The organism is Citrobacter sp. U14242, assembly GCF_046555775.1.
Lineage (GTDB): Bacteria > Pseudomonadota > Gammaproteobacteria > Enterobacterales > Enterobacteriaceae > Citrobacter.
This window is the reverse complement of record NZ_JBKGLW010000013.1, coordinates 1-25,909: the sequence shown is the minus strand read 5'-3', so window position 1 is coordinate 25,909 and position 25,909 is coordinate 1. Positions and strand designations below refer to the sequence as shown.

Here is a 25,909-nt window from a genome sequence, read left to right as displayed (position 1 = left end):
AAATCCCTGCTTTTGTCGGGGCTACAGGCCAATTATGCGCAACTATCTGTTGTGGCGTCGGGTTGCTTTCACGTCTATGAAAACCAGAAGGAATATTTTTTAAGGGAAATTGCTACGTTTAGTTATTTAAGATAAGGTGAGGCGAAACACCCGATATTCATAGGTAACATGGCTTACATGATAGCTAAGTCATTGTGAGTGAATACTTTGCGACCCCTTAATTTTGGTAGGGGAATTAAGCTGGCATTCTTTAAAACTGAACTACTCTGTTTATCTTTCTTACTTAATATAGTCAGTGAGAGGCATCAGGCCAGCAGTTATACGATAAATTTTATTTTAATAATATCAGCTGGTTGTTTTAATTTTAATTATTTCCACACGTAATTATAAAAGCCGAAGATCTATAAATAAAACGATTTGGCTAAATAAAAGTAATGCTATTTGCGTTAAGGAAAGATTTTCCATGTACACACAGACAATTTATGAATTAAGTCAGGAAGCTGAACGCTTACTGATGCTCTCTCTTGAACATCTCCGGCAATTGCAGAAATTGCCAATGACCTCGGCGAATGATGTCATGGTGAAAAAAGGAGAGCATAGCGGACAGGTTGTTCAGCCCTTGCATTTCAGCGCTCGTGGCATGGATGTCCAGCAGGCAACGCTCAACAATGAACTGCGAAAGATTACCCGTCTGGAAATGGTTCTGGCTATCGTCGGTACGATGAAGGCGGGAAAGTCGACGACGATTAACGCGATTGTCGGAACCGAGGTTTTACCTAATCGTAATCGCCCTATGACGGCGTTACCGACCCTTATCCGCCATACACCGGGACAGAAAGAGCCGGTGCTGTATTTTTCGCATGTCGCGCCAATTGACGCCTTAATGAAAGTATTACAGCAGCGCGTGCGGGAATGCGATCGTCAGCGTCTGGCTCAGGCGCTGGAAATAGATAAGGATATGAATGCCCTGCTTCAGCATATTGAAAATGGCGTGGCATTTGAACGGTATTATCTTGGTGCACAACCTATTTTCCATTTTCTTAAGAGCCTGAACGATCTGGTGCGTTTGTCTAAAGCGCTGGAGGTAGATTTTCCGTTTGCCGCCTATGCTGCAATTGAGCATATTCCGGTTATTGAGGTTGAGTTCGTGCATCTGGCCGGGCTGGCCAGTTATCCTGGACAATTGACGCTGCTGGATACTCCCGGGCCGAATGAGGCCGGACAACCACACTTACAACAGATGCTCAATGAACAGCTGGCCCGGGCTTCAGCGGTACTGGCGGTGATGGATTATACCCAACTGAAGTCGATTTCGGATGAGGAAGTCCGTCAGGCCATTATGGCGGTTGGAAAATCAGTACCGCTGTATGCACTGGTTAACAAATTCGATCAGAAAGACCGCAACAGCGATGATGAAGAGCAGGTACGGGCGTTAATTTCCGGCACGTTGATGAAAGGCGGTATTACGCCTGAACGTATTTATCCGGTCTCCTCAATGTGGGGATATCTGGCCAACAGGGCACGTCATGAACTAGTGAACAATGGGCGCTTGCCGGATCATCAGGAGCAGCGCTGGGTCCAGGACTTTGCCGAAGCGGCACTTGGCAGGCGCTGGCGTACCACCGATCTTGATGATAAAGAACATATTCGACATGCCGCCGATCTGCTTTGGGAAGACTCACTGTTTGAACAACCGATTCAGAAAGTGATCCATGCTGCCTACGCTAATGCCTCACTGTATGCGCTCCGCTCGGCATCACACAAGCTATTGAACTATTCGCAAAGCGCACACGAATATCTGGAATTTCGCGCCCACGGTTTAACCGTAGCCTATGAGCAGTTGCGGATGAACATCGCGCATATTGAAGATGACATGCAACAGTTGCAGATAAGCCAGGCGCGGGTGGGTGACGAAGTCAGTCACGAGGTTGAGCTGGCACTGGAGGCTGCTGCCGGCTATCTCAATCAGCAGCAGACCGAGATTCTGTGCGGTATTAATACGTTCTTTGTTAAAGAAAACGTGCTGATGATGTCACAACATGGCATGGGAGCAGCCATTGCAACGGCGGAAATGGCCGGTGATATGCTGGTGTTGCATGACGAGGGGCAAGCGAAAATTGTGTTAGATAAAATTCGTTCCTCCTGCGAGGTTGTCCTGCTGGCGGCGCAGGAGAGTATCAGCCGGGACCTGGCGCTGCGTTTTGAGGAACTTGAATCGACGCTATCCCGGGCGCTGAATGACGCTATGCGGCCTATTGAGCAACGGGTGAAAGAGGATCTGAACCATGCCGGATTTCGGGCACGGATCCGTTTTCCAGCCTTTCATGCGTCGATGTTTAATTTCAATACACGTCAGTTGTTTAACGAGGCTATTGAACAGGATATCCCGGCGGATAATGCCTCGTCCACCGGCGGTGTTGTACGTGACACGTTCTCACGTTGGTTGAATCAGCCAAACTGGGGATGGAATGATTACGTCGAAACAAAAACGCGTTATCTCATTGATATGGGTGCGTTGCACAAGAACCTTGTCCATTATGTCACTCAGTTTTGCCAACAAATTCGTAAAGCTTTAGTTGCTCAGGTCGATATTTCCGTTACGGCAGGCATGGCCACGTTTTTTGCTGATTTTTCACTGTGTCTGACACAATTGCAGGCGAGCCTGCGCGAGAGCCTGACCCTGCGCCAGCAAAATGAATCGGCGGTGAACGCAATGAATGAACAATTGCAGCATCGTATTACGACGGCGGCATGGATTTATGAAGATTCCCGCTTGCTGCGTGACGATATCCACACCCTTTTTGCAACCGAGCATACATGACTAACGTGTTACTGGAAGGCCCAGGGCGGACGCTGGAGTGCGTCTACCCGAAGTTTATGGTCGATCTGGTTCAGGGAGATGAAACCAAACGTTCCGGCGGTTTTCTGCAGCAGCAGCGGTTGCGTGCGCGCCTGACGCAGGAAGTGTTATCCCAGACGCAACTGCGGGCGTGGGTGATGGCGGGGGTATCCAGCGAACACCTGGTGATGCGCCTTAAGCTGGTGGAAAAGCTGGCGGGCACTATCGATCCTGGCCACCTGGCGCTGGTACGTATTGCCGAGCGACTGGTGTTTTTACAACAAACTGAACAGCCACGCGGCCAATCAACTCCCGGCGTGACGCAGCAATTAATGTCACTGGCGGACGGGTTTGCCCAACGTAGCGCATATAAAGAGAAAGCGCTGACGCAACGTGGGCTGACCGTGCAGGCTGGCGAACACAGTGAACAGATTTTTACTCGCTGGCGGGCTGGAGCGTATGACGGCTGGTCATTACCTGGACGCTGCTTTGTTGCGCTGGAGGAACTGCGCTGGGGTGCCTTTGGTGATGCCTGTCGGCTGGCGAATGCCGATGTTGTATCGATGCTAAAAGACAATTTACGCACAATGGCTGCCCAGACGCTGGCACACAGCGTGAATGCGGCACCTACTACGCGCCATTATTATCATCAATGGCTGAGTTCACCTGCAGTTGGGGGGGCGAGCGAACATAACGATCTGCTGAGTTGGCTGGGTGACTGGTGTGATGCACAGCGCCATCCGGTGAGCTGGTCGGTGACGCAGCGTTGGCAGAATGTGGCGTTGGGGATGCCGAGGCTGTGTTCGGCAAAGCGACTGGTTGATGCGATGGTTGAAGAGATTTTTGCACCGTCCCTCCTCTGAATCACTGAGAAGGGACGGCGAGTGATGTGTAGCCCGACTTAGTGGTGCAGCGAGTCTGCCGGTGTGGTTGCCGTTTCTGCGGCGACCGGCGCTTTGTTAAACCGTTTGGCGTACAGTGCCGTGATAATTGGCACCAGAATCGCAGTCACTATCACGCTGGCAGCGACCAGAGCAGTTGCCGAAGCGGCAACCGGTTCAAATGCCGGGTTAATCTGGGCGATGATGACTGGGTTCGCCACTGCAGCGCCAGCTGCAGAAGAGGCGGCGACACCTGCCGTACCGTTCCCGCCACCAATGACGCGGTCAGCAATAATCAGCGGGATACCGGTGATAACGATGACGGCCACACCCAGCAGGATACCCAGCAGACCGGTATCAACGATGACGCTCAGGTTAATGGTGTTACCCAGTGCGAAGCCGAAGAACGGAATCAGTACTGGTGTCGCTTTGCTAAAGAAGGCTCGCAGGTCGTGATCCAGGTTGCCCAGTGTAAAGCCAATCAGGAACGGCAGGACCGCGCCGATGAAATGGTGTGGCTCAAAAGAGGCCAGGCCGGCAGAGCCCAGAATGACCATGGTCATTAACGGACCAGACTCCAGAGACATCAAAACAAATGCGCCAGACTCTTCTTTCGTACCGTACTGATTCATCAGACTGGCGTACAATCCCCCGTTGGTCATGTCCATTGCTGAGACAATTGCCAGTACGGAAAGACCTGCAAAGAACCCGGTTTGAATGCCTGTATCAGGAATAAATGAAGCGGCAATCATTGCCACTGCCCAGGCTACGGCTATTTTGGTTAATACCAATGTACCTGACTTGCGTAATACTGTACCGGTTGCTCGCAAATCAATTGATGCACCGATACAAAAAAACCATACCGCCAGAATCGGAACTGTCCCGCTGATCATACCTTTGGTAAACGAACCGAAATACGCGCCCGTATCGGGAGCTAACGTATTTAACACTGCGCCTAATAACAGAGGAATCAACATCATTCCGCCGGGGATGCGTTCAATCGTGGCTTTAATTTTCATAAACGTCCTCATGTCTTGTCGCAGGTTATAAACGCGCAAGAAATTAAAAATTATTTAAATTCAAAATGTTACTTGTGAGTTTTAACAGAGAAAACGGCTATCTCTTTGTTTTATAAAATCTAACGCGGCATACGTTGAGCGTGCTACTGCTCCCAGGGATATTGCGTCTGGAATTAGTTTGCATTCATAGGAACGTTGATTCAATCAAAATAAAACGATGTTTTAGTTATCTTCATCACATATTCCGAGCAAAGATCATTACAGGTTCAGATTATTAAAAAACCTGTGATCTTTTTGTGAAGGGATTAGGTGGGTTTTTTGCTAGCAGATTAATAGTGACTTCTGTGATTGTTGAGGAAACCAAGCGATTTATTCTTGTAATTAATCTTCTATAAATCGCAAGCATTTCATGTAAAAAATCTGACTGAAAATGACCTTATTTACTCAGGTTGACGAAATGAAAAACTATGTGTGAAGTTGATCACACATTTAAACACTGTTAGGGTAAAGAGGTCATTAACCGCCCAATCAGGCGTCAACAGGTTCGGTTGTACTGCTCATGATCAGTCAGTGTAAGTAAACCTGCTACGCTTGTTACAGGGATTGCGCCTGTGCAATCCCCGCTCGGCGATGACCTTAGCGCATACGGCGTTGGGAGACTCGATCTGTAGCGCGACAGGGCTAAGTCTATGAGGACTGGTATGCTAAAAAGGAAAAAAATAAAGCCAATTACGCTTCGCGACGTCACCATTATTGATGACGGAAAACTGCGAAAAGCCATTACCGCAGCGTCGCTAGGTAATGCAATGGAGTGGTTTGATTTTGGTGTTTATGGGTTTGTTGCTTACGCATTAGGTAAAGTGTTCTTCCCGGGGGCTGACCCCAGCGTGCAGATGGTTGCTGCACTCGCGACCTTCTCCGTTCCCTTTCTGATTCGACCGCTTGGTGGATTGTTCTTCGGTATGCTCGGCGATAAATACGGTCGCCAAAAGATCCTGGCTATCACGATTGTGATTATGTCGATCAGTACCTTCTGTATTGGGTTGATCCCGTCGTATGCGTCTATTGGTATCTGGGCACCGATCCTGCTGCTGTTGTGTAAGATGGCACAGGGCTTTTCGGTCGGCGGAGAGTATACCGGCGCGTCGATTTTTGTCGCAGAGTATTCCCCGGACCGTAAGCGTGGATTTATGGGCAGTTGGCTGGACTTCGGCTCTATTGCCGGGTTTGTGCTGGGGGCCGGTGTCGTCGTCTTGATCTCGACCGTTGTCGGTGAAGACAACTTCCTTGAATGGGGTTGGCGTATTCCGTTCTTCCTGGCACTACCGTTAGGGCTGATTGGTCTGTATCTGCGCCATGCTCTGGAAGAAACCCCTGCGTTTCAGCAGCATGTCGACAAGCTGGAGCAGGGCGATCGTCAGGGTCTGCAGGAAGGACCGAAGATTTCGTTTAAAGAAATTGCGACTAAATACTGGCGTAGCCTGCTGGCGTGCACCGGTCTGGTGATTGCGACCAACGTCACCTACTACATGCTGCTCACCTATATGCCGAGCTACCTGTCGCATAACCTGCACTACTCTGAAGATCACGGTGTGCTGATTATTATCGCCATTATGATTGGTATGCTGTTTGTGCAGCCGGTGATGGGCCTGCTGAGTGACCGCTTCGGGCGTCGTCCGTTTGTGATCATGGGCAGTATTGCGCTGTTTGTGCTGGCAATCCCGGCATTTATTCTGATTAACAGCAATGTCATCGGCCTGATTTTCGCCGGGTTGCTGATGCTGGCGGTGATCCTCAACTGCTTCACCGGGGTCATGGCATCAACGTTACCCGCGATGTTCCCGACACATATTCGTTACAGTGCGCTGGCCGCCGCGTTTAACATTTCGGTACTGGTTGCAGGCTTGACGCCGACGCTGGCTGCCTGGCTGGTGGAAAGTTCGCAGAATCTGATGATGCCTGCTTACTATCTGATGGTGATTGCGGTCGTGGGTTTAATTACCGGTGTGAGCATGAAAGAGACTGCCAATCAGCCGCTGAAAGGGGCGACACCTGCGGCTTCGGATATTCAGGAAGCGAAAGAAATTCTCGGTGAGCACTACGATAACATTGAGCAGAAAATCGAAGACATCGATCAGGAAATTGCTGAGCTACAGGTTAAGCGTTCGCGCCTGGTCCAGCAGCATCCGCGTATTGATGAGTAATGATGTCATTGCCTGATAGTACGCAGCTTTCAGGCCTACGGAGATTATGCCGAACCATCATATCAACTTAAGGTTGGCTTAATCTCCGTAAGGCAAACTCTCCTCCAGATTATCGGAGGAGAGTGTCATGAAAACCCGTATTTATGAAAGTTTGACCACCGTGTGCAGCGTACTGATTGTGAGCAGCTTTTTGTACGTGTGGGTGAGCTCTTACTGATCTTTCTCCAGCACCACCCAGGCGCGAGTACCGCTGGCTCCTGGGCGGTTTTGTAAAAAGAACTGCCCGTGATGAAGTTGGGTAATTCGACTGACAATGCTCAATCCCAGCCCAATGCCGCCGAAACGGCTGTCCATGCGTACAAACGCTTTGCTTAACTCCCCGCACTTACTTTCATCAATGCCTGGCCCCTCATCCTCGACGGCCATAATTGCATTTTGTTCCGCGTTAAGGTTAATCGTAATGTTGGTACCTTCCGGGCTGTAACGGTGGGCGTTTTCTACCAGATTTCGCAACAGCATCCGCAACAGCGTGGCGTCACCGCGTACGATGACATCCTCTGCGCTTGCCGGTAGGAGCAACGTTTGTTGTCGCTGGTCCAGCATGGTGCTGAGCTCATCGTAGGAGGGCAGAATGACGTCCTCCAGCAGTTTGACATGCTGGTAATTTCCGGCCGAAAACGACTGACCCACACGGGCGAGTTGCAACAGCTGCGATACGCTGTCCATCATTTGGTCGAGACGGGTGATTAGCGGCGTAACGTCAACATTGTGGGTTTTTGACAGCAATTCCAGATGCAGACGAACGCCGGATAGTGGCGTTCGTAGCTCATGGGCAACGTCGGCAGTAAACAGACGCTCGTTGTCGATAGTGGTTGTTAGCCGCGTAACCAGGTGATTGAGCGCCGTCACTACCGCCTGTATCTCAATGGTGGAGCTACGGATATTAATGGGAGCCAGATTATCCGCTGTGCGAGTTTCTAACTCCTGTTGGAGATCGGCAAGAGGACGGGTAATGCGCCGCACCGCCTGATAGCAAATAATGAGCGTCAGGCTGACCATAAAAATGCCGGGGACGATCAGGCTGGCGATAGCCTCACGGATCTCATGCATGATATGGCGATCGTTGTTACGGTTTTCGCGTAACGCCTGTTCGAACAGCTGTATTTGCTCGGTGCTTTCGTGCCACAACCAGAAGGTGCTAATCAGCTGGAAGACCAGCAGAATCAGGCCGATCGTCAGCATTAAACGCTGGCGAAGCGGGAGCGGTTGTTTTAGAAAACGCATCAAATTCACTTAACTTTCCTCAGTAGCGGCCAGCATGTAGCCAAAACCTCGAACCGTGCGAATGCGTGATTTTCCCACTTTATCGCGCAGGTTATGGATGTGGACTTCCAGCGTATTGGTCGACGGCTCGTTATCCCAGCTGTAGATGTCGTTATACAAAATTTCCCGGTGTACCGGGCTCCCCGCTTTGAGCATCAGCCGCGACAATAGCGCATACTCTTTTGGCGTTAAGACAATTTCTTGTCCATCCATCCACACCTGGCGGCGGCCGATATTCAATGTCAGGTTGCCAATGATAATCTCACTTTCACCCTGATTGTTATGCCGACGCAACAGCGCCCGAATGCGGGCATGCAGTTCTTCCAGCGCGAACGGTTTGACCAGATAGTCATCAGCGCCGACATCCAGCCCGGTGATGCGGTCTTTCACGGTGTCGCGGGCAGTCAGGATCAGGACCGGAACGGTATATTTTTTCTGCCTGATGCGGGTCAGAAAATGCAGGCCATCCTCATCCGGCAAACCTAAATCCAGAACGACAAGACTGTAATGACCCGTTTCAAGGCAATGTTCGGCGGCACGGGCCGTTGACACGCCATCGCAGGCGTAGCCTTCCGTTTGTGCGGCAAGTATCAGCCCCTGTAGTAACAGCGTATCGTCTTCAACAATCAGAATTTTCATTCGGTTAGCCTCCCTTGCATGGGTGCAGAATATCATCTGCTGACTGGTAATACCTGGTTTGTACGCCCGTTAATCCCAGCAGGGTTGAGAACAGATTATCCTGCGAGAAATCTTCTGAGCTGGCCCGTTTCTGCAAACATGTTTGAGAAATCTGGTAGCGTTGCTGATAGTCCTCTGAAAGCCACAACAGCATCGGTACATGTTTTTGTGTGTCTGGTGCAATCGAATACGGCAGACCGTGCAAGTAGACGCCGTTTTCTCCTAAGGATTCACCGTGATCGGAAAGATACACCAGACTGGTGGTGAAATTGTCCTGATGCGCTTTCAGTATATTGATCGCTTTATCAACAATATAGTCAATGTACAGGATGGTATTGTCGTAGGTATTCACCAGTTGCTGCTGCGAACACGTTTGAATTTCGTTGGTATCGCAGGTTGGGGTAAATTTCTTAAACTGTGGCGGATAACGGTTGTAATAGGTTGGACCATGGCTGCCGATGGTGTGCAGCACGATCACGCCGTCGCCCTGCAGGTTATTAATGTACTCTTCCAGCCCGTGGAACAGGACTTCATCGTAGCATTCACCGTTAATACACTGTCCCGGTAGGTTCAGCGCAGTCATATCCTGATGCGGTACGCGGTCACAGGCACCTTTACAGCCGCCGTCGTTATCATTCCACAGAACGTTAATTCCCGCCCGCTGGATGATATCGAGTACGCCTTCCTGGTGGTGAGCCAGCTCTTCATCGTAGTGCGCACGTGGCATGTCGGAGAACATGCAGGGTACGGAAACGGCTGTCGCTGTACCGCAGGACGTTGTACGCGGGAAATAAACGACATCATCTTTTTCCAGCAACGGATTGGTCTGACGTGAATACCCCGACAGCGAGAAGTTGTCGCCGCGCGACGTTTCACCAAGCACCACAATAGTGAGGTTCTTACGTTTTCCTTTCACCATTTCTGGATTACGGTGCGCATCTTCGCCAATACGCACCAGCGGCAGGTTGGCCAGCCTCTGGTGTGAATACCAGGATGACGTTGCCACGATGCTGTTGGACGGGTTGAGGGACTTAACCAGCTCTTTATTATTACGAAACAGCGACGCGTAATCTTTATAGAAAAAGGCGGCGACCAGCACGATAAGCAGTGCCGATATCAGGATATTCGCAGCGCGATACAACACGCTGCGCAGCGCAGGCGTAATGGGTTTGATTCTTACCCAGCAAGCAACGATGGCGGCCAGAATGCCGCTCACTCCCAGCGTCAGGAGCATTTGCGGCGTCATGAGGGCGAAGGTTTCAGCAGGTGTGGTATCCATCATGTTGGCGATCATCGAACGGTCGATGATGATGCCGTAGGTCATGATGAAATACTGGGCGGACGCCCCGACCAAAATGAAAATGCACGCGACCAGGCGATTAAGCCACAGAAAAGAGGCCAGTGTGAGCACGATATTCATGACGCTGAAAGCGACAACCGGCATCGATAAGAACACCAGGATGTTGCGCAGGGAATCCAGCGGAAGGTCTTGCAGTACCTGTTTGTAGAACGCGATGTTCAGGAAGGTCGCAAGATAAAATGAGATCAGCAATAGCCAGCTGATTTGCCCGAGAGTCGGTCTTTTAAACAGGAGCTTTAACATTAAGGGGGTTCCATCGACTAAGTGGAGCGGATCCTCTCAAAGTAAAATTAAGCCAACATTAAGTTCTTAATGTTAGCAGGTACTGGTGGGGGGATGCGTAGGCCCGATGCGTTTATGTCATCGGGCAACGACGCTTACAGGCATTAATTATTGTTGGTCGGGGCATCCAGAGGATACGGGTTTTTATGGATCCGGTTGTAATTGAGCGCATACAGCGCGGTGATGACCATCAACATCACGAACGACCACATCACTTCTTTGGCGCCAGAACCCACCACTGCCCAGATGCAGTAGACAAATGCCACGAAGGTCACCAGTAAGTACATCGGACGCGCTTTACCAAAGTGACCGTGGCCCAGCAGCAGCAAAGCGGCACAGGTATACAGATAAGGCACCAGCGTGAAGATGACTGAGACGGAAGAGACCAGACCAAATTCTTTTGCAGCGTTTGGTGACATGCTGCTGAACTGGAAGATGGTCATCAGGATCCCGACGATGATTAGCCCGGCAACCGGTGTTCCCGCTTTGTTGACGCGCGCGAAAATCGGTGGGAACAGGCCGTCATCGGCAGCCGCTTTTGCGGTCTGGCCGGCCAACAGTGTCCAACCACCCAGTGAGCCAAGGCACCCAGCCGCTGCACAGAAGGAGACAATGGCCCCAGCGGTATCACCCAGTGCCATTCGTGCAGCATCACCAAACGGTGAGGCTGACACACGCAGCGCAGCGTTAGGGATCATACCCATAATCGCCGTGGTTGAGAGAACGTAGCAGACGGCGGCAATCAGCACCCCGCCAATGGTGGCGATAGGGACGTTACGTTTCGGGTTTTTAACCACACCGGCGGCAACGGAGGCGCTTTCAACCCCAATGAACGACCATAACGTTACGTTTAAGGTGCTTTGGATTGCACCGAAGGTATTCATCCCGCTGACGTTCCAGGCTGCCATATAGGTTTCACCGCGGAACCAGAACCAGCCGAAGACGGCAATCCCGACGATCGGTACCAGCGCCAGTACCGTCGCAACGGCCTGCACGCGAGTGATCATTTTTGGACCGACAATATTCAGCAAGACGAAGATCCACAGTACAACGACACAGGTGAGCGTCAGGACCAGCGGATCTTTTAAAATTGGGAAGAAATAGCTCAGGTAACCCACACCAATAACGACCATGGCGATGTTACCAATCCAGCAGGCCAACCAGTACAGGACGTTAGTCTGGTAGCCTAAAAAGGGACCGAAGCAGCGGCGTGCATAAGCGTAAGAACCACCGGGACTGGAGTCTAAGGACGACATTTTGGCGTACACCATCGACAGTGCCAGAGCACCAATAATAGTGACCAACCATCCGTAGATTGCAATCCCGCCAGTTGACGCCAGGTTTGCGGGTAACAGGAATACACCGGAACCCATAATATTCCCCGACACCATAAGGGTGACGGGGATTAAGCCCACTTTGTGAGCATCAGCATCCGTCGACATATTTTTTTACTCCTGATAAGGATAAATGACGTCACATCATACCTCTTCAGAAGACTATTTTATGATGGCGAAACAGGGGTATCGCCAATGCTGATATTATTATGGCTTATCGCTAAATGAGTAAAAATCAGGCAGCGGATGGTTCCCGATGTTGGCTGACATAATGCAGTGGCGTCATTCCATAGAATTCTTTGAATACGGAGATAAAGTATGAAGTACTGTTATATCCGCACAACTGAGATACCTGTGAAATGTTTTTCCCGTCCATCATTAATTGATTGACGGCATAACGCATACGACACGTGGTGATTATTTGACTGTAACTTGTATTTTCATTTTTGAGCTTTTTCTTTAACAAACTGGGACTCAGGCATAAGCAGCTGGCGACCATGCTTAAATTCCAGTCTTTATGAATATCGCTCTCAATGATGTGGTAAACGCTGTCGCTGATGCGATTGCGTAACATATGCATCAGCAGGGAGATAAACTTTTTGCTGTCGAGAAAACGCGATAATACGGTGAACAGTAGTGAGCGGGTACGCTCATTCTCGCCTTCGTTTTGCGTTTCCATCACGCTGTGTTGAGCCGCAACCCGGAAGACATCCGGCGTCAGGCAGACGGCGGTCATCACTGGGTTAGCGCTACGTTGCCAGAGAGGGATCTGTGAAAGATCTTTATTTAAAAATCGTAGATAGTCTTTAATGACATCGCGGCTGATATGTACGACCAGTGCGTTATTAATTGAAGAGAAGTCGATAATATTATTATCACACGCCACCAGAGCCATGTGGTTAGCTTTTAAACTGATGGCTTCTTTACCGTTAATCCTTAACCAAACATCTTTCTCCGTTAATACAACAACACAAGCTTCTTTGCTGCAAAGCCTCATACCCAAACTCCCGGAATATGAACATCAAATACCGTAACTCAACACCTGCTGAGAAATAGCGGCTAAAAGAATTGTATGATGAATCAAGACACGCGATAAAATAGCGTGATTTTTAGTAATTACAATATCTGTAGGGATTCTTGGCCTGTACATAATTTTTTACGCAAGTGGCAACGTACTATTTGCGTATAAAAAAAGCGCGGGGTGGTCCCGCGCAAAAGGTATGACAATGTTATTGTTTTGCAGCAATACTCAGGAATTACTCAACCATCACACGTCAACCTTATAAAAAATAGACTATCTAAAAAGCGACATTAGGCTTTCACGCACATGACGTGATACACACCGTCAATAATTTCCGTTCCTTCGGTTTCATGTTCAAAACCAGGGAAATGATGATCCCAGGATTGCAACGAACGTAGATAACTAATCTGCGGGCTGTTGGCATCGCCAAAGTTTTCCCCGGACAGCAGCATTGGAATTCCCGGTGGGTAAGGAATGACGGAGTTGGCTGCGATACGGCCAGGCAGATTTTCAATAGCCACCATCTCAACGTTATCGCTGACTATCGCGTTATAGGCTTCACGCGGGGTAATTTCAGCAACGGGCAGGCCGGAGTAGGCCGCATTGAGTCGGCTACCTGGGTTATTTTCTTTCAGCCAGGCGAACATGGTGTCGCCCAGATCGTGAATACCCATATTGGCGTAAGTGTCAGGATGTTCCTCTACCAGTTCCGGCATCACCTGTGAGAGCGGGGTATTGGCATCGTAGTGGTGTTTGAAAGAGCACAGCGTGTTAATCAGCGTACCCCATTTACCACGGGTGATCCCCATAGAGAACAAGAACATAATCTGGAAATCGGTGGTACGGGTCGGTACGATGCCGTGGCGGCCAAGCCAGGCGGTAACCAGCGCCGCCGGAACACCGGTCTGTTCCAGCTCACCATCATCACCCATACCTGGAGCCAGAATACTGACTTTAATGGGGTCCAGCATGCTCCAGTTATCTGGCAGGTCCTTAAACCCATGCCAGGATTCACCCGGACGCATCACCCAGCAGTTCTGATCGGTCGTCAGGAGTTGAGTGGGGGCATCCGCAAAGTCATAGGTTTTTCCGGTTTGCGGATCGGTAACCACCTCTTTGTTCCACGGTTTGAAGAACCAGTCGCCCTCAGCGGTGAATTCTTTGTACAACCGTGCCATCGCCTGACGGAAATCGACGGCTTCATCGATCACTTCCTGGGTGAGCGACAGGCCACTGTTACCGTCCATCATGGAAACGGCCACGTCGTTTGATGCACAGATGGCATACAGCGGAGAAGTGGTGGCGTGCATCATGTACGCCTGGTTAAAGCGGGAGAAATTTACCGCTCCACGACCTTCACGGACATGAATGTAAGATGCCTGAGAGAGCGCATTCAGCAACTTATGGGTCGAGTGGGTGGCAAAAACGGTTGGGCCGCTATGGTCGCCAGGTGCACCACGCATAGCGTAGTGATCGGCATAAATCGGGTTGAAACGCGCATAACCGTACCAGGCTTCATCGAAATGAATGCGATCGCTGGTCTGGGCTAACAGATCCTGCGCCTCTTTAGCGTTGTAGCAGACACCGTCATAGGTGCAGTTGGTTACAACGCTATATGACGGTTTCTGTCCGGTTTTGTCTTTCGTCAGCGGGCTTTCGCTGATTTTTTTCTGCAATGTTTCAGGTTGCATTTCCTGCGGGTAGATAGGCCCGATAATGCCGTAGCGGTTGCGGCTTGGCACCATGTACACCGGTTTTGCCCCGGTAAGAATGAGCCCTTGTTCAATGGATTTATGGCAGTTACGGTCCAGCACCACCACATCGTTATCAGTCATGCATGCCTGCATGATAGTGCGGTTAGAGCCAGAAGTACCGACCACCACGGACCATGAACGGTCAGCGCCGAAGACACGCGCGGCATATTTTTCGCTTTCACCAAACGCGCCAGTATGGTCAAGCAGTGAACCCAGTGACGCGCGTTCAATACCCATGTCGCTACGGAACAGGTTTTCACCGTAGTAGTCATGATAGAAACGACCAGCCGGCGTTTTAGTAAATCCCACGCCGCCCTGGTGACCTGGGGCTGCCCAGGAATATTCGTGGATGTCACTGTATTTCATCAGCGCGCTGAACAGCGGCGGTAACAGTTGTTGGCGGTAGCGGGTCATCGCAGCAACGGCGCGTCCGGCAATAAAGTCAGCGGTATCTTCGAGAATCCAGGCGAATTCATCGACAAGCTCCAGCAGATCGCGATCCAGCGATGCAGTGGCTTTTTCCCGATCGCCCAGCAGAAAAACGGGGACGTTTTGCTGGCGTTCGTGGAGCTTGCCGATCAATTGCCTGACATTCAGGTGTTCATCTTGTTGTTCCATTTGATAGCTGAACATCAGGCAATCAATGGCTTCATTTGCCGCGAGGATGGCATAACCATCGTCGAATGAGGTGGACTTAATGACGGTAACATTTTGGCGGCTTAAGGCATCAGCCAGACGCTCGACAGCGCTACCAACCCAGGTGTCCTGATGCAGAAACTCACTTTCAACAATTAATACTTTCATCATCTTTTACCCGGTAGTGGAGAGGTTGCAATTTATGGATTGCAGACACACCGTATGAATGTGACGCAGGCAAGTATTATCCTGACGAATTGGGCTGTAAAGTGGCTAATAAATGAGCTCATTTTGTTTTTATTCCTTTATAAACAAATAATTAATATTCATTGAAGGCCATTTTTCGGCACTGTTTATCGACAGGGGGATTATTTTTTTGGCTGATACTGATATTGCCGAATGGGAGGTGCTGTCAGTGGACATGTGTTTGCGCCATCCGGCGCTCATCCGGCCATCGATTGTCGATGTTGTTGGCTCAGTTTGCGGTACTGCTGTGGTGACATGCCGACAAATTTGCTGAAAGTATCGTAAAAACGACTGCTGGAGCGAAACCCGGCGGTAAGGGCGACGTCCAGAATGGTTTTATCGGTGTCGCTCAGCAATGCGCGAACGTGGTTGATACGCATCGCGGTAATGTACTGCTTCATGGTGAGTTGCATCACGCGCTGGAAAATCCCCATCGCATAGTTGGGGTTGAGCTTCACGTGCTCCGCAAGATCGTTGATGGTGAGCGCCTGATCGTAGTTGTCGGCAATAAAACTGAGCATTTGACTCACGTAAAACTGTGCGTGACGTGACACGCTGTTTTTGTGCGTGCCCGAGGTTTTATTGACCAGGATTGGCTGCCAGCCGGAGAGGCTAAACCGCTTGAGCATCAGGCTAATTTCATCGATGGCAAGCTGGCGAATTTGTTCGTTCGGGCTACTCAGCTCCTGCTGCCAGCGCTGAACTTCAAAGGTGCTCAACTGCTGAGAGGCTTGTGATTTGATGACCATGCCATGCGTGACGTGGTTGATCAGTTCACGGTCCAGCGGCCAGGAGAGAAACAGGTGCATGGGTAAATTAAAGATAGCCATGTTCTGGCAGGCGCCAGGTCGTATTAACTGGTGCGGCGTACAGGCCCAAAATAGGGTGATATGGCCCTGTTTTATCTGCACCACTTCGTTATTGATCAGGTATTCCACATCGCCGTCGAACGGTACGTTAACCTCCACCTGCCCATGCCAGTGGCTGGTGGTCATGGCGTGTGGTGCGCGTAGTTCGATATCGAGACGTTGATATTCCGAGTACAGCGACAGTGGGCTACGGGTTTGTTTTTCATCGCTGTTGCACATGTGCGGATCGGGGGGAAGCGCTGAGATTGGCGGCGTGGTCATGGGAGCTCCAGTTCCTGATTGTTCAGAATCATGCCATTTTTCAGCGGATAAGACTGCGAATTGGCGCGCAAATCAGGTCACCATTACCTGTAGTGTGCTTTTTTGAACCCGGATTCTCTGCTTTTTGGTAAAAATTATCCCAGAAACTCAGTTTTCATTCGGACGAAAAGGCGAACTGAGTTTTTGGGAGTATTCGGCGCAGAAGCCGGACGTTTTTCTCACATCCTCATGCCACCATGACGTTCATCACCCCACGCTCTGGAGAGTCATGATGTCTGCACCCAAAATTACTTTTATCGGCGCGGGATCGACGATTTTCGTGAAGAATATTCTCGGAGATGTCTTTCACCGCGATGCGCTGAAATCCGCGCATATTGCTTTAATGGATATCGATGCCGTCCGCCTGGAAGAGTCGCATATTGTGGTGCGTAAGCTGATGGACTCGGCTGGCGCTTGCGGCCAGATCACGTGTTATACCGATCAAAAAGCGGCATTGCAGGATGCCGATTTTGTGATTGTCGCCTTCCAGATCGGCGGTTACGAGCCGTGTACCGTGACCGATTTTTCCGTGTGTAAACGCCACGGTCTGGAACAAACGATAGCCGACACGTTGGGGCCTGGTGGCATTATGCGCGCACTGCGTACTATTCCGCATTTATGGCAGATTTGCGAGGATATGACCGACGTCTGCCCGCATGCCACCATGCTTAATTATGTTAACCCCATGGCGATGAACACCTGGGCAATGTATGCACGCTATCCGCATATTAAACAGGTTGGGTTATGTCATTCGGTGCAGGGAACGGCGGAGGAGCTGGCCCGTGATTTGGATATCGACCCTACTTCTTTGCGCTATCGCAGCGCCGGAATCAACCATATGGCGTTTTATCTGCAACTGGAGCGTAAAACGGCTGATGGGACCTATGTCGATCTCTATCCGGAACTGCTGGCAGCTTATGAAACAGGCCTGGTCCCGAAACCGAATATCCACGGCAATACTCGCTGCCAGAACATTGTGCGTTATGAAATGTTCAAAAAATTGGGGTATTTCGTCACCGAGTCGTCGGAACACTTTGCTGAATACACGCCGTGGTTTATCAAACCGGGTCGTGACGATCTGATTGAACGCTATAAGATTCCGCTGGATGAATATCCGAAGCGCTGTGTCGAGCAGCTAGCGAACTGGCATAAAGAGCTGGAAGAGTACAAAACGACGGCGCGCATTGATATCAAACCGTCACGGGAATATGCCAGCACAATCATGAACGCTATCTGGACCGGAGAACCCAGCGTGGTGTATGGCAATGTTCGTAACGATAACCTGATCGATAACCTGCCGCAGGGCTGTTGTGTCGAGGTGGCTTGTTTGGTTGATGCCAATGGTATTCAGCCGACAAAAGTGGGTGCTCTTCCGTCTCATCTGGCGGCGATGATGCAAACGAATATCAATGTTCAAACCCTGCTGACGGAAGCGATTCTGACGGAGAATCGCGATCGTGTTTATCACGCGGCGATGATGGATCCGCATACGGCTGCGGTATTAGGGATTGAGGAGATTTATGCGTTGGTGGATGATCTGATTGACGCACACGGCGAGTGGTTGCCGGCCTGGTTGCATCGATAAGGTCCGTCTCGCGTCTGCCGGATGAACGTTATCGACATCCGGCAGTATGTATATTTAGTTAGCGCTTACCAACCCGTAGCGATGCAGCTGTACGCAGTGAACTCGCGCCAGTACAAGCACCGTCGTTAGCGCGCCGAGCAGGGCGCAGAACATATCCGACTGGGTGTCCCATGGATCGCCCTGCGTACCAAGGAAGTCATCCGCGCCTTGTCCCATCGCCAGTGCCGCCCACCATTCAATGAGCTCATAAGTGGCGCTGATTGCCAGTGCTACACAGCAGACTAAAAACGCTAACATCTTGCGGCCGCGGACAACATTGCCGCGGACTAAAATCTCTCTTGCCGTCAGAGCTGGCACCAGTCCCTGGAAAAAATGACCCAGTTTGTCATAGGGGTTGCGACTGAGATCCAACCACGTCTGCACTTCAAAACCAATGGGGACTTTGGCGTAGGTATACATGCCGCCAACCATCAAAATGATGGCATGAAAGAAGATGAGCGTGTAGAGCATGGGGGTCAGCGGATAACGCTTCATGGTGGCGAGCAGCAATGGCACAACAATAATGACCGGCGTCACTTCCATCAACCAGGTCAATTTCTCGGTGGCACAGATGCCGGTGTAGATAAGGATCAGCGCCAGCACTATAGCGCCAGTGTTCAGTATTACAGGATTCAGTGTGCGGAGCATGGTGAATTCACAAGTAATGGAAAATATTACTATTCACTGTGAACGGCAAAAATTCAACGCCAGTTAATGAGGGGGTAAAGTTGGCCCGGGGGGATCGCTGGGCTGGCCCCCACAATTTGGTGTCAGTCCAGCGCCGGGCCGAATAGGTTACTTCGCGCAGTTAGCGCATTGTTTGCTCACGATTTGCTGGAAGAAATCGTTGCCTTTGTCATCGACCAGGATGAAGGCAGGGAAATCTTCAACTTCGATTTTCCAGATAGCTTCCATTCCCAGCTCCGGGTATTCCACGCATTCCAGATGCTTAATGCTCTGCTGCGCCAGTACAGCTGCCGGACCACCGATGCTACCTAAGTAGAAACCGCCGTGTTTATGGCAGGCGTCGGTCACTTGCTGGCTGCGGTTACCTTTCGCCAACATGATCATGCTGCCGCCATGGGACTGCAGCAGGTCAACATAGGAGTCCATACGACCCGCAGTGGTTGGACCCAAAGAACCGGATGGGTAACCTGCCGGTGTTTTCGCCGGGCCTGCGTAGTAGATCGGGTGATCTTTCACGTACTGCGGCAGACCTTCGCCGGACTCGATACGTTCTTTCAGCTTCGCGTGGGCGATGTCGCGACCCACAATGATGGTACCGCTCAGCGACAGACGGGTGGATACCGGGTACTGAGAAAGCTGGGCAAGGATCTCTTTCATCGGACGGTTAAGGTCAACTTTAACCACTTCGCCTTCGCCGGCCTGGCGCAGAGATTCCGGGATGTACTGGCCTGGGTTATGCTCCAGTTTTTCAATCCAGATACCTTCGCGGTTAATTTTGGCCTTAATATTACGGTCTGCGGAGCAGGAAACGCCCATGCCTACCGGGCAGGATGCGCCGTGGCGAGGTAGTCGAATCACGCGGATGTCGTGAGCGAAATATTTCCCGCCAAACTGGGCGCCGAGGCCGAGTTTCTGGGCTTCTTCCAGCAGTTCTTGTTCCAGTTGCAGATCGCGGAATGCCTGACCGTGAGCGTTACCTTCAGTCGGCAGCGCATCATAGTAGTGTGTGCTGGCCAGTTTCACCGTTTTGAGGGTGCTTTCTGCTGACGTACCCCCAATCACAAATGCGATATGGTACGGCGGGCAAGCTGCGGTCCCCAGCGTACGCATTTTCTCGACCAGGAAATTTTTCAGTTTGCCGGGAGTCAGCAGTGCTTTCGTTTCCTGATACAGATAGGTTTTGTTGGCAGAACCGCCGCCTTTTGCCACGCACAAGAATTTATATTCGTCGCCGTCCACGCTGTACAGGTCGATTTGCGCAGGCAGGTTAGTGCCGGTATTCACTTCTTTGTACATATCCAGCGCCGCGTTTTGCGAGTAGCGCAGGTTATCTTCAATATAGGTATTAAATACGCCTCTGGAGAGCGCCGCTTCGTCACCGCCACCGGTCCAGACACGTTGGCCTTTTTTGCCCATGATAATGGCCGTGCCGGTATCCTGGCAGGTTGGCAATACGCCTTTGGCGGCAATCTCGGAGTTTCTCAGGAATTGCAGCGCAACATATTTATCGTTTTCGCTGGCTTCAGGATCATGGAGTATGGAGGCGACTTGCTGCTGGTGTTCAGGGCGAAGCATGAAGGAGGCATCGTGGAAGGCTTGCTGGGCCAGTAGCGTAAGTGCTTCAGGTGCTACTTTCAGGATTGACTCGCCTTCAAACTCGCCGACGCTGACATGATCGGATGTCAGCAGGTAGTACTCAGTTTTGTCTTCCCCCAGTGGGAAAGCCGCCTGGTAAGTGAATTCAACTTTTGACATTTGCTTCCAGCCTTTTCATTTTTATCAGGAATTTAAAAATTCTCTGCGTCTTAAAGGTGGCGTGCCGCACCATAGCGGACGGCACGCGAAGTGTGCTTACAGGAAACCGTACATTGCGGCGAAGACCCAACCAAAGACACAGGATACGCTTACGCCGATCAAACCAGGCAGAATGAAGCTGTGGTTGATAACGAAACGACCAATGTGGGTGGTACCTGAACGGTCAAACTGAATAGCAGCCAGATCGCTCGGGTAGGTCGGCAGAATGTAGTAACCGTAACATGCCGGAGCAGAAGCAACGATGTACGCTGGATCAACCCCGATAGCCAGTGCGACCGGAACGATAGCGGCCAGCGCTGCAGCCTGAGAGTTTACAAACTTGGAGACTAACAGCAGGACGATCGCATAGGCCCACGGATGTTCTTTCACCATCTCGCCCAGTACGCCCTGAATTTCAGACATATGCGCACCGAACATGGTTTCGGCCATCCAGGCAATACCGTACACCGCAACAATCGCGATCATACCTGAACGGAAGACTTCATTTTTTGAGATAGATGCGGGATTAGTTTTGGTTAAGATGATAATCAATGCGCCAGTCAGCAGCATGAACATCTGGATAACCAGTACCATTGACAGCGGTTTGCCACCAAAAGAAGGGCGCAGTTCAGATACTGCACCGAGCACGGCAACAACGGCGATGGCCGCGAGGAAGATCCACATTGCCAACCAGTTACTTTTCGGCAGTTTTTTGTCTAACAGCGTTGCCGTGTCGCCATACACATAGTGATGGTTTTCAGGTACGGAAATAAACTTCTGGAACTCTTCGTCTTTATCCAGATCTTTACCACGGAACCAGCTGAAAATACCGATAGCCAGGATACCCAGCAGGGTAGATGGAATGGTGATGCCGAGCAGGTCGAGGAATTCGAGGTGCTTGCCTTCAAATGTCACGTTACCCAGCATCGCAACCAGCGAGACAACGGCTACGGAAACCGGGCTGGCGATAATCCCCATCTGTGCACCGATAGAACTCGCCGCCATTGGGCGTTCCGGGCGAATATTGTTCTTAATGGCGACGTCATAAATGATCGGCAGAATGGTATACACCACGTGGCCGGTACCGCACAGGATAGTCAGGGTACAGGTAACAAATGGAGCTACGATAGAAACGTATTTTGGGTTACGACGCAGTAGCTTTTCAGCAATTTGCAGCATAACGTCAAGACCGCCGGAAGCTTGCAAGGTTGCAGATGCGGCTACCACGGCAATAATAACCAGCATTACATCGACAGGGGGTTTACCCGGCTGGAGATGGAACACGAAAACCAGAATAACCAGGCCGATACCGCCTAACAAACCCAGCGCGATACCGCCCTTTCTGGCGCCATAAAACAAACATATTAATATTATGAGAAGTTGTATACTAAATAACATTTTATTTACCCTCGCGAAAAACCCAGTCAATTTTTTGAAAAATGGATCTGTGGCACATTCTTTTTTGCCGGAATAAGCATCAAAAAATGGTCAGTATTCGATATGTCCGTATTTGCGATTAATGTTTAAATGTCTGGCTAGAATGTTTTTATAAATTTTTGGAAATATTTAGCTTTTTTCTATGGCATTGATCAGAGGAGAGAATCCTCAGGCGATGGGAAGTCGGGCTGGTTATGAAGCGCTGCAGCTGACGCTGTAGTTTGGCTGGCTTACACCATTTTTCCGGGTGCTGACCGTCGGTTCTACGTTGTCCGCTATTACGTGAAACACCGGTATACCAGGTGAGAGTATTCTTTATGTGATCGCGGTCACGCCATGTCATGTGGTAATGAGTCTGGCGTACGGATACGTTTATTTGCTCACAAAAATGTACGGTGTCCATAGTACGTAGCATGGTCTCCATTGCTACCAGTCTAGATTTTTATGTCTGATTAAATTCAGACTAATCCTTTAGGAGTAAAAATACACACTCTGTGAGTTAGTTAATACTTAATTAACTTTTGTTAGCGATTTTGAAATTAAAAACAGTGTGATATTTATCAATAATAAAATAATAAATTTAACATGTCCGATACAAATATATTTGATCTAACGCAAATTCATTGTTTATCTGTTTTTGTGAGCGAAAAAGGGATTTTTCATTATTTTAATAATTGTTACTTTTATATAACGAATAATCCCCGGGAGAATTTTATTGGCAGTATTGTTTAAGTAATGAGTAATGCTCTGCCTGAACGCGGTAGCGGTAAACCGGTCGGCCAGTAACGCCATAGTGGATGCTGGTAAATAAGATATGGCAGTTGACGAGCCAGATAAGGTATTTACGGCATGAGACCCGGGAGATATTAACCTCGTTAGCCAGCTCATCCGTGGAGAACTCCTGGTCCTGGTGCTCGTCAATCCACTGGCACAGCGTACGTAACGTCTGTGGTGTCAACCCTTTGGGTAAGCGCCGCGTTTCCTGCTCGCTGGAAGAGCTGCCATGAATCAGTTGGTCAAGCTCTGACTGTTCATAGTACTGGTGCTTCTCCATATCCGTTTTCTTTTGGAGCCAGTTGGTTAAGGCTTCTTCAAAGCGTGAGGCCTGAAACGGTTTGATCAGATAGTCAACGACACCGTAGTGGAGTGAGTCTTTGATGGTTGTCGCATCGGCGGCGGAGGAGATGACGATGACATCACATTTACAGCCTTCACTGTGCAGAATGGGTAGCAGGTCCAGACCATTTTCTTTCTGCATATAAATATCCAGTAGAATTAGGTCAATATGATGTTCGCCATGAAAGATGATCTCTTTGGCTTTTTCGAGAGTAGAGGCCGTTCCGCAGCAATGAAAACCAGACAGCTGCGCGACATAACGGCGGTTTAACTCCGCTACCATTGCATCGTCATCGACAATTAAGACATTGATCATCTGCTGGCCCTCTCACCATTCCACGGTAATTGTACAAAAAATTGGGTGAAGACCCCAGGTTCGGATTCGACGGATATATTGCCGCCAACGTTTTCAACCTGTTGTTTCACAAGTGCTAAACCGACGCCTCGTTCGGTTCCTTTTGACGAGACGCCCTTCTCAAAGATGTGGTCGATGTGTTCGGGGGCGATCCCCGGACCATCGTCATTCACTTCGCAATGCAACCAGCCGTGTCGATAATGTAAGGATACGCTGATCTCTCCCCCCGGTTCTTGACCTAGCGCCTCCAGGGCGTTCTCAATCAAATTACCCAGTACGGTGATCAACACCGCCACCTGATCTTCATTACTGTTTTCCGGCAACTGGCTTTCATTACTAATGATCAGGCTATGACCTAAATCAGATGTGCGATTAATCTTACTGAGTAAAAAGCCTGCGATCACCGGTGATTTTATTTTGCCTAACAGTGAGCCAATCTCTTCCTGATAATTGTTGGCCGTCTTAATGATGTAAGTTTCCAACTGCTTATAACTTTTCAGGTGCAACAATCCCAGAATCACGTGTAACTTGTTCATGAATTCGTGGGATCGTTCACGAAGTGCATCGGCATAGTTGACCATACCATCCAGACGTTGCATGAGTTTACGGACTTCTGTCTTGTCTCGGAACGTTGAAATTGCCCCGATGATTTTGCCATTGCTCAGTACTGGAACGGTGTTGATTAAAAGCAGTCGGTCCTTCACTGTGATCTCCTCATCACGGCGTGGCGTTCCATCACGTAGCACCTGCGAAAGATCAACTACCTGAGACCACGCATGGCTGAGTGTGGAGAGCTGGGCATCATCTTGCGACTTACGGTAATCCAGCAGCTCCTGAGCGGCCTGGTTTATCAGTGTGACTTCACCACTATCATCAACGGCAATGACCCCCTCCTTTATAGAGTGCAGCATCGCCTGGCGCTGTTCGAACAGGTTGGATATTTCATAAGGCTCCAGACCAAACAGAATGCGTTTGAGAACCTTCACCAATACCCAGGTACCTAGTAACCCAACCAGAACGCCAAATAAGATGGACCAAAAGATACTGCCGCGGCTGTTATTGATCTGTTCGGTGACCCTGCTTAACTCGAGACCAATCGACACAACACCAATCTGCTGGTGATGTTCGTTATAAATGGGGGTGAAAACGCGTAGCGCTTTAGCCAGAAAGCCGCGATTAATTGCAACGTTCTCTTTGCCCTGTAACGCCAACAGGATGTCGTCGCCTTTAAACGGTTGGCCGATACGTTGTGCTTCAGGGTGTGAATAACGAATGCTTTTCATATCCGTGACAACGATGAATAAAAAATCGTTGCGCTTATTGACCGCCTGAGCAATTGCCTGGATACCACTGTCCTCAGGCTTTTTCTTGAGCCCCTCGCGGATTTCAGGAGAGTTTGCCAACGTTCGCGCTACCGCAAGTGCTTTGTCTGCTAATGCATCACGTGTCGTGTTGCTGATTTGCGAGAAGTAAATCAAATGAACGACGAGCAGCACAGAGAAGAGGACAGCGCTGACCATGAGGATCACGGTTGTGCCGAGTTTCATCGGGCGTTTGCGTATAGCAGTTCGTTGCAGAGGGTGTCTCATCGCAGTCCTGGAATCACTATTTGTACGGGTATTATCGCCTGATGAGGTACGTAATTCAAAGGTAGTAGGGGATCCGGGTGTTCCCGCCGCCATCCCTTCTTATATATGTAGTAGAAAACGGCCATCCGTTATTTTCTTTCTATATAGAAAAGAGAATTCAATGTTGGTTTCTTCTTTTTCCGGGATGTGATGCAGGAAATATTGGCGACTTTGTGGATAACTCTGTGTGTAAATGGGTATAAAGCGGGCTTTTGCTGTGGAATGCAGCAGTCAGTCATTTTTCTGTCATTTAAGGGTTGCGGGCTGAGGGAAACTCCCTATAATGCGCCTCCATCGACACGGCGGATGTGAATCACTTCACGCAAACAGCCGGTCCGGTTGAAGAGAAAAATCCTGAAATTCAGGGTTGACTCTGAAAGAGGAAAGCGTAATATACGCCACCTCGCGACAGAGCGCTAAAGCGCGTCGCAACTGCTCTTTAACAATTTATCAGACAATCTGTGTGGGCACTCGAAGATACGGATTCTTAACGTCGCAAGACGAAAAATGAATACCAAGTCT

General features: G+C 50.0%; 18 protein-coding genes. 5 read left to right on the top strand and 13 right to left on the bottom strand.

All coding sequences use genetic code 11. The annotated features are described in order from the left end of the window. Positions 1 to 463 precede the first annotated feature (463 nt). Together crfC and ACLJXE_RS19985 are read left to right on the top strand one after the other, a co-directional pair. Positions 464 to 2,821, top strand: a complete 2,358-nt coding sequence (gene crfC / locus ACLJXE_RS19990) for a clamp-binding protein CrfC (RefSeq protein ID WP_410751807.1) — start codon at positions 464 to 466, stop codon at positions 2,819 to 2,821. Continuing rightward, complete coding sequence (locus ACLJXE_RS19985; protein ID WP_410751806.1) at positions 2,818 to 3,702, top strand: diguanylate cyclase regulator RdcB family protein; 885 nt, start codon at positions 2,818 to 2,820, stop codon at positions 3,700 to 3,702. The genes crfC and ACLJXE_RS19985 overlap by 4 nt, the downstream gene beginning before the upstream one ends. Before the next feature lie 38 nt (positions 3,703 to 3,740). Here ACLJXE_RS19985 and kdgT read toward each other — a convergent pair whose 3' ends face one another. Further along, on the bottom strand, positions 3,741 to 4,739 hold the full coding sequence (gene kdgT, locus ACLJXE_RS19980; protein WP_286627940.1) for a 2-keto-3-deoxygluconate transporter: 999 nt from the start codon (positions 4,737 to 4,739) through the stop codon (positions 3,741 to 3,743). A gap of 701 nt (positions 4,740 to 5,440) precedes the next feature. Between kdgT and proP the strand changes: the two genes are divergently transcribed. Together proP and pmrR are read left to right on the top strand one after the other, a co-directional pair. Then, positions 5,441 to 6,943 carry a glycine betaine/L-proline transporter ProP gene (gene proP, locus ACLJXE_RS19975; protein WP_410751805.1) on the top strand — a complete coding sequence of 501 codons (1,503 nt, stop codon included), beginning with the start codon at positions 5,441 to 5,443 and terminating at the stop codon, positions 6,941 to 6,943. A 127-nt stretch (positions 6,944 to 7,070) separates the two neighbouring features. After that, the gene (gene pmrR / locus ACLJXE_RS19970) at positions 7,071 to 7,160 is read left to right on the top strand and encodes an LpxT activity modulator PmrR (protein WP_003826741.1); all 90 of its coding nucleotides are present in this window, start codon (positions 7,071 to 7,073) and stop codon (positions 7,158 to 7,160) included. On the opposite strand, the gene pmrB is transcribed toward pmrR, so the two are convergent. The 7 genes from pmrB to melR form a co-directional block, all read right to left on the bottom strand. Further along, positions 7,154 to 8,236 (bottom strand): two-component system sensor histidine kinase PmrB, encoded by a 1,083-nt coding sequence (gene pmrB / locus ACLJXE_RS19965; protein WP_410751804.1) that lies wholly within the window; start codon positions 8,234 to 8,236, stop codon positions 7,154 to 7,156. The two genes, pmrR and pmrB, sit on opposite strands and share 7 nt — an antisense overlap. After that, positions 8,237 to 8,905, bottom strand: coding sequence for a two-component system response regulator PmrA (gene pmrA / locus ACLJXE_RS19960; RefSeq protein WP_048213870.1), 669 nt, complete (start codon positions 8,903 to 8,905; stop codon positions 8,237 to 8,239). It abuts the gene before it with no gap. Positions 8,906 to 8,909: 4 nt separating this feature from the next. Next, positions 8,910 to 10,547, bottom strand: coding sequence for a phosphoethanolamine transferase EptA (eptA, locus tag ACLJXE_RS19955; RefSeq protein ID WP_410751803.1), 1,638 nt, complete (start codon positions 10,545 to 10,547; stop codon positions 8,910 to 8,912). Positions 10,548 to 10,690: 143 nt separating this feature from the next. After that, a complete protein-coding gene (adiC, locus tag ACLJXE_RS19950; protein ID WP_286627944.1) occupies positions 10,691 to 12,028 on the bottom strand; it encodes an arginine/agmatine antiporter in 1,338 nt (445 codons plus the stop codon). Positions 12,029 to 12,155: 127 nt separating this feature from the next. After that, positions 12,156 to 12,917, bottom strand: a complete 762-nt coding sequence (locus ACLJXE_RS19945) for an AraC family transcriptional regulator (RefSeq protein WP_286627945.1) — start codon at positions 12,915 to 12,917, stop codon at positions 12,156 to 12,158. A 314-nt stretch (positions 12,918 to 13,231) separates the two neighbouring features. Next, positions 13,232 to 15,499, bottom strand: coding sequence for an arginine decarboxylase (adiA, locus tag ACLJXE_RS19940; protein WP_286627953.1), 2,268 nt, complete (start codon positions 15,497 to 15,499; stop codon positions 13,232 to 13,234). Positions 15,500 to 15,774: 275 nt separating this feature from the next. Then, a complete protein-coding gene (melR, locus tag ACLJXE_RS19935) occupies positions 15,775 to 16,707 on the bottom strand; it encodes a transcriptional regulator MelR (RefSeq protein WP_410751802.1) in 933 nt (310 codons plus the stop codon). 268 nt (positions 16,708 to 16,975) lie between these two features. Here melR and ACLJXE_RS19930 point away from each other — a divergent pair, with 268 nt between their 5' ends. After that, on the top strand, positions 16,976 to 18,331 hold the full coding sequence (locus ACLJXE_RS19930; RefSeq protein ID WP_410751801.1) for an alpha-glucosidase/alpha-galactosidase: 1,356 nt from the start codon (positions 16,976 to 16,978) through the stop codon (positions 18,329 to 18,331). Positions 18,332 to 18,385: 54 nt separating this feature from the next. Here ACLJXE_RS19930 and ACLJXE_RS19925 read toward each other — a convergent pair whose 3' ends face one another. From ACLJXE_RS19925 to ACLJXE_RS19905, 5 genes are all read right to left on the bottom strand, one after another. Further along, a complete protein-coding gene (locus tag ACLJXE_RS19925) occupies positions 18,386 to 19,018 on the bottom strand; it encodes a DUF2238 domain-containing protein (protein WP_286627948.1) in 633 nt (210 codons plus the stop codon). Between the two features lie 147 nt (positions 19,019 to 19,165). Then, positions 19,166 to 20,812 carry a class I fumarate hydratase FumA gene (fumA, locus tag ACLJXE_RS19920; protein ID WP_061067059.1) on the bottom strand — a complete coding sequence of 549 codons (1,647 nt, stop codon included), beginning with the start codon at positions 20,810 to 20,812 and terminating at the stop codon, positions 19,166 to 19,168. A 96-nt stretch (positions 20,813 to 20,908) separates the two neighbouring features. Beyond that, on the bottom strand, positions 20,909 to 22,249 hold the full coding sequence (gene dcuB / locus ACLJXE_RS19915) for an anaerobic C4-dicarboxylate transporter DcuB (protein ID WP_048213861.1): 1,341 nt from the start codon (positions 22,247 to 22,249) through the stop codon (positions 20,909 to 20,911). 751 nt (positions 22,250 to 23,000) lie between these two features. After that, positions 23,001 to 23,720, bottom strand: a complete 720-nt coding sequence (gene dcuR / locus ACLJXE_RS19910; protein WP_005132485.1) for a two-component system response regulator DcuR — start codon at positions 23,718 to 23,720, stop codon at positions 23,001 to 23,003. Beyond that, positions 23,717 to 25,348, bottom strand: a complete 1,632-nt coding sequence (locus ACLJXE_RS19905; RefSeq protein WP_410751870.1) for a sensor histidine kinase — start codon at positions 25,346 to 25,348, stop codon at positions 23,717 to 23,719. Before ACLJXE_RS19905 ends, dcuR begins: the two co-directional genes overlap by 4 nt. Positions 25,349 to 25,909 lie beyond the last annotated feature (561 nt).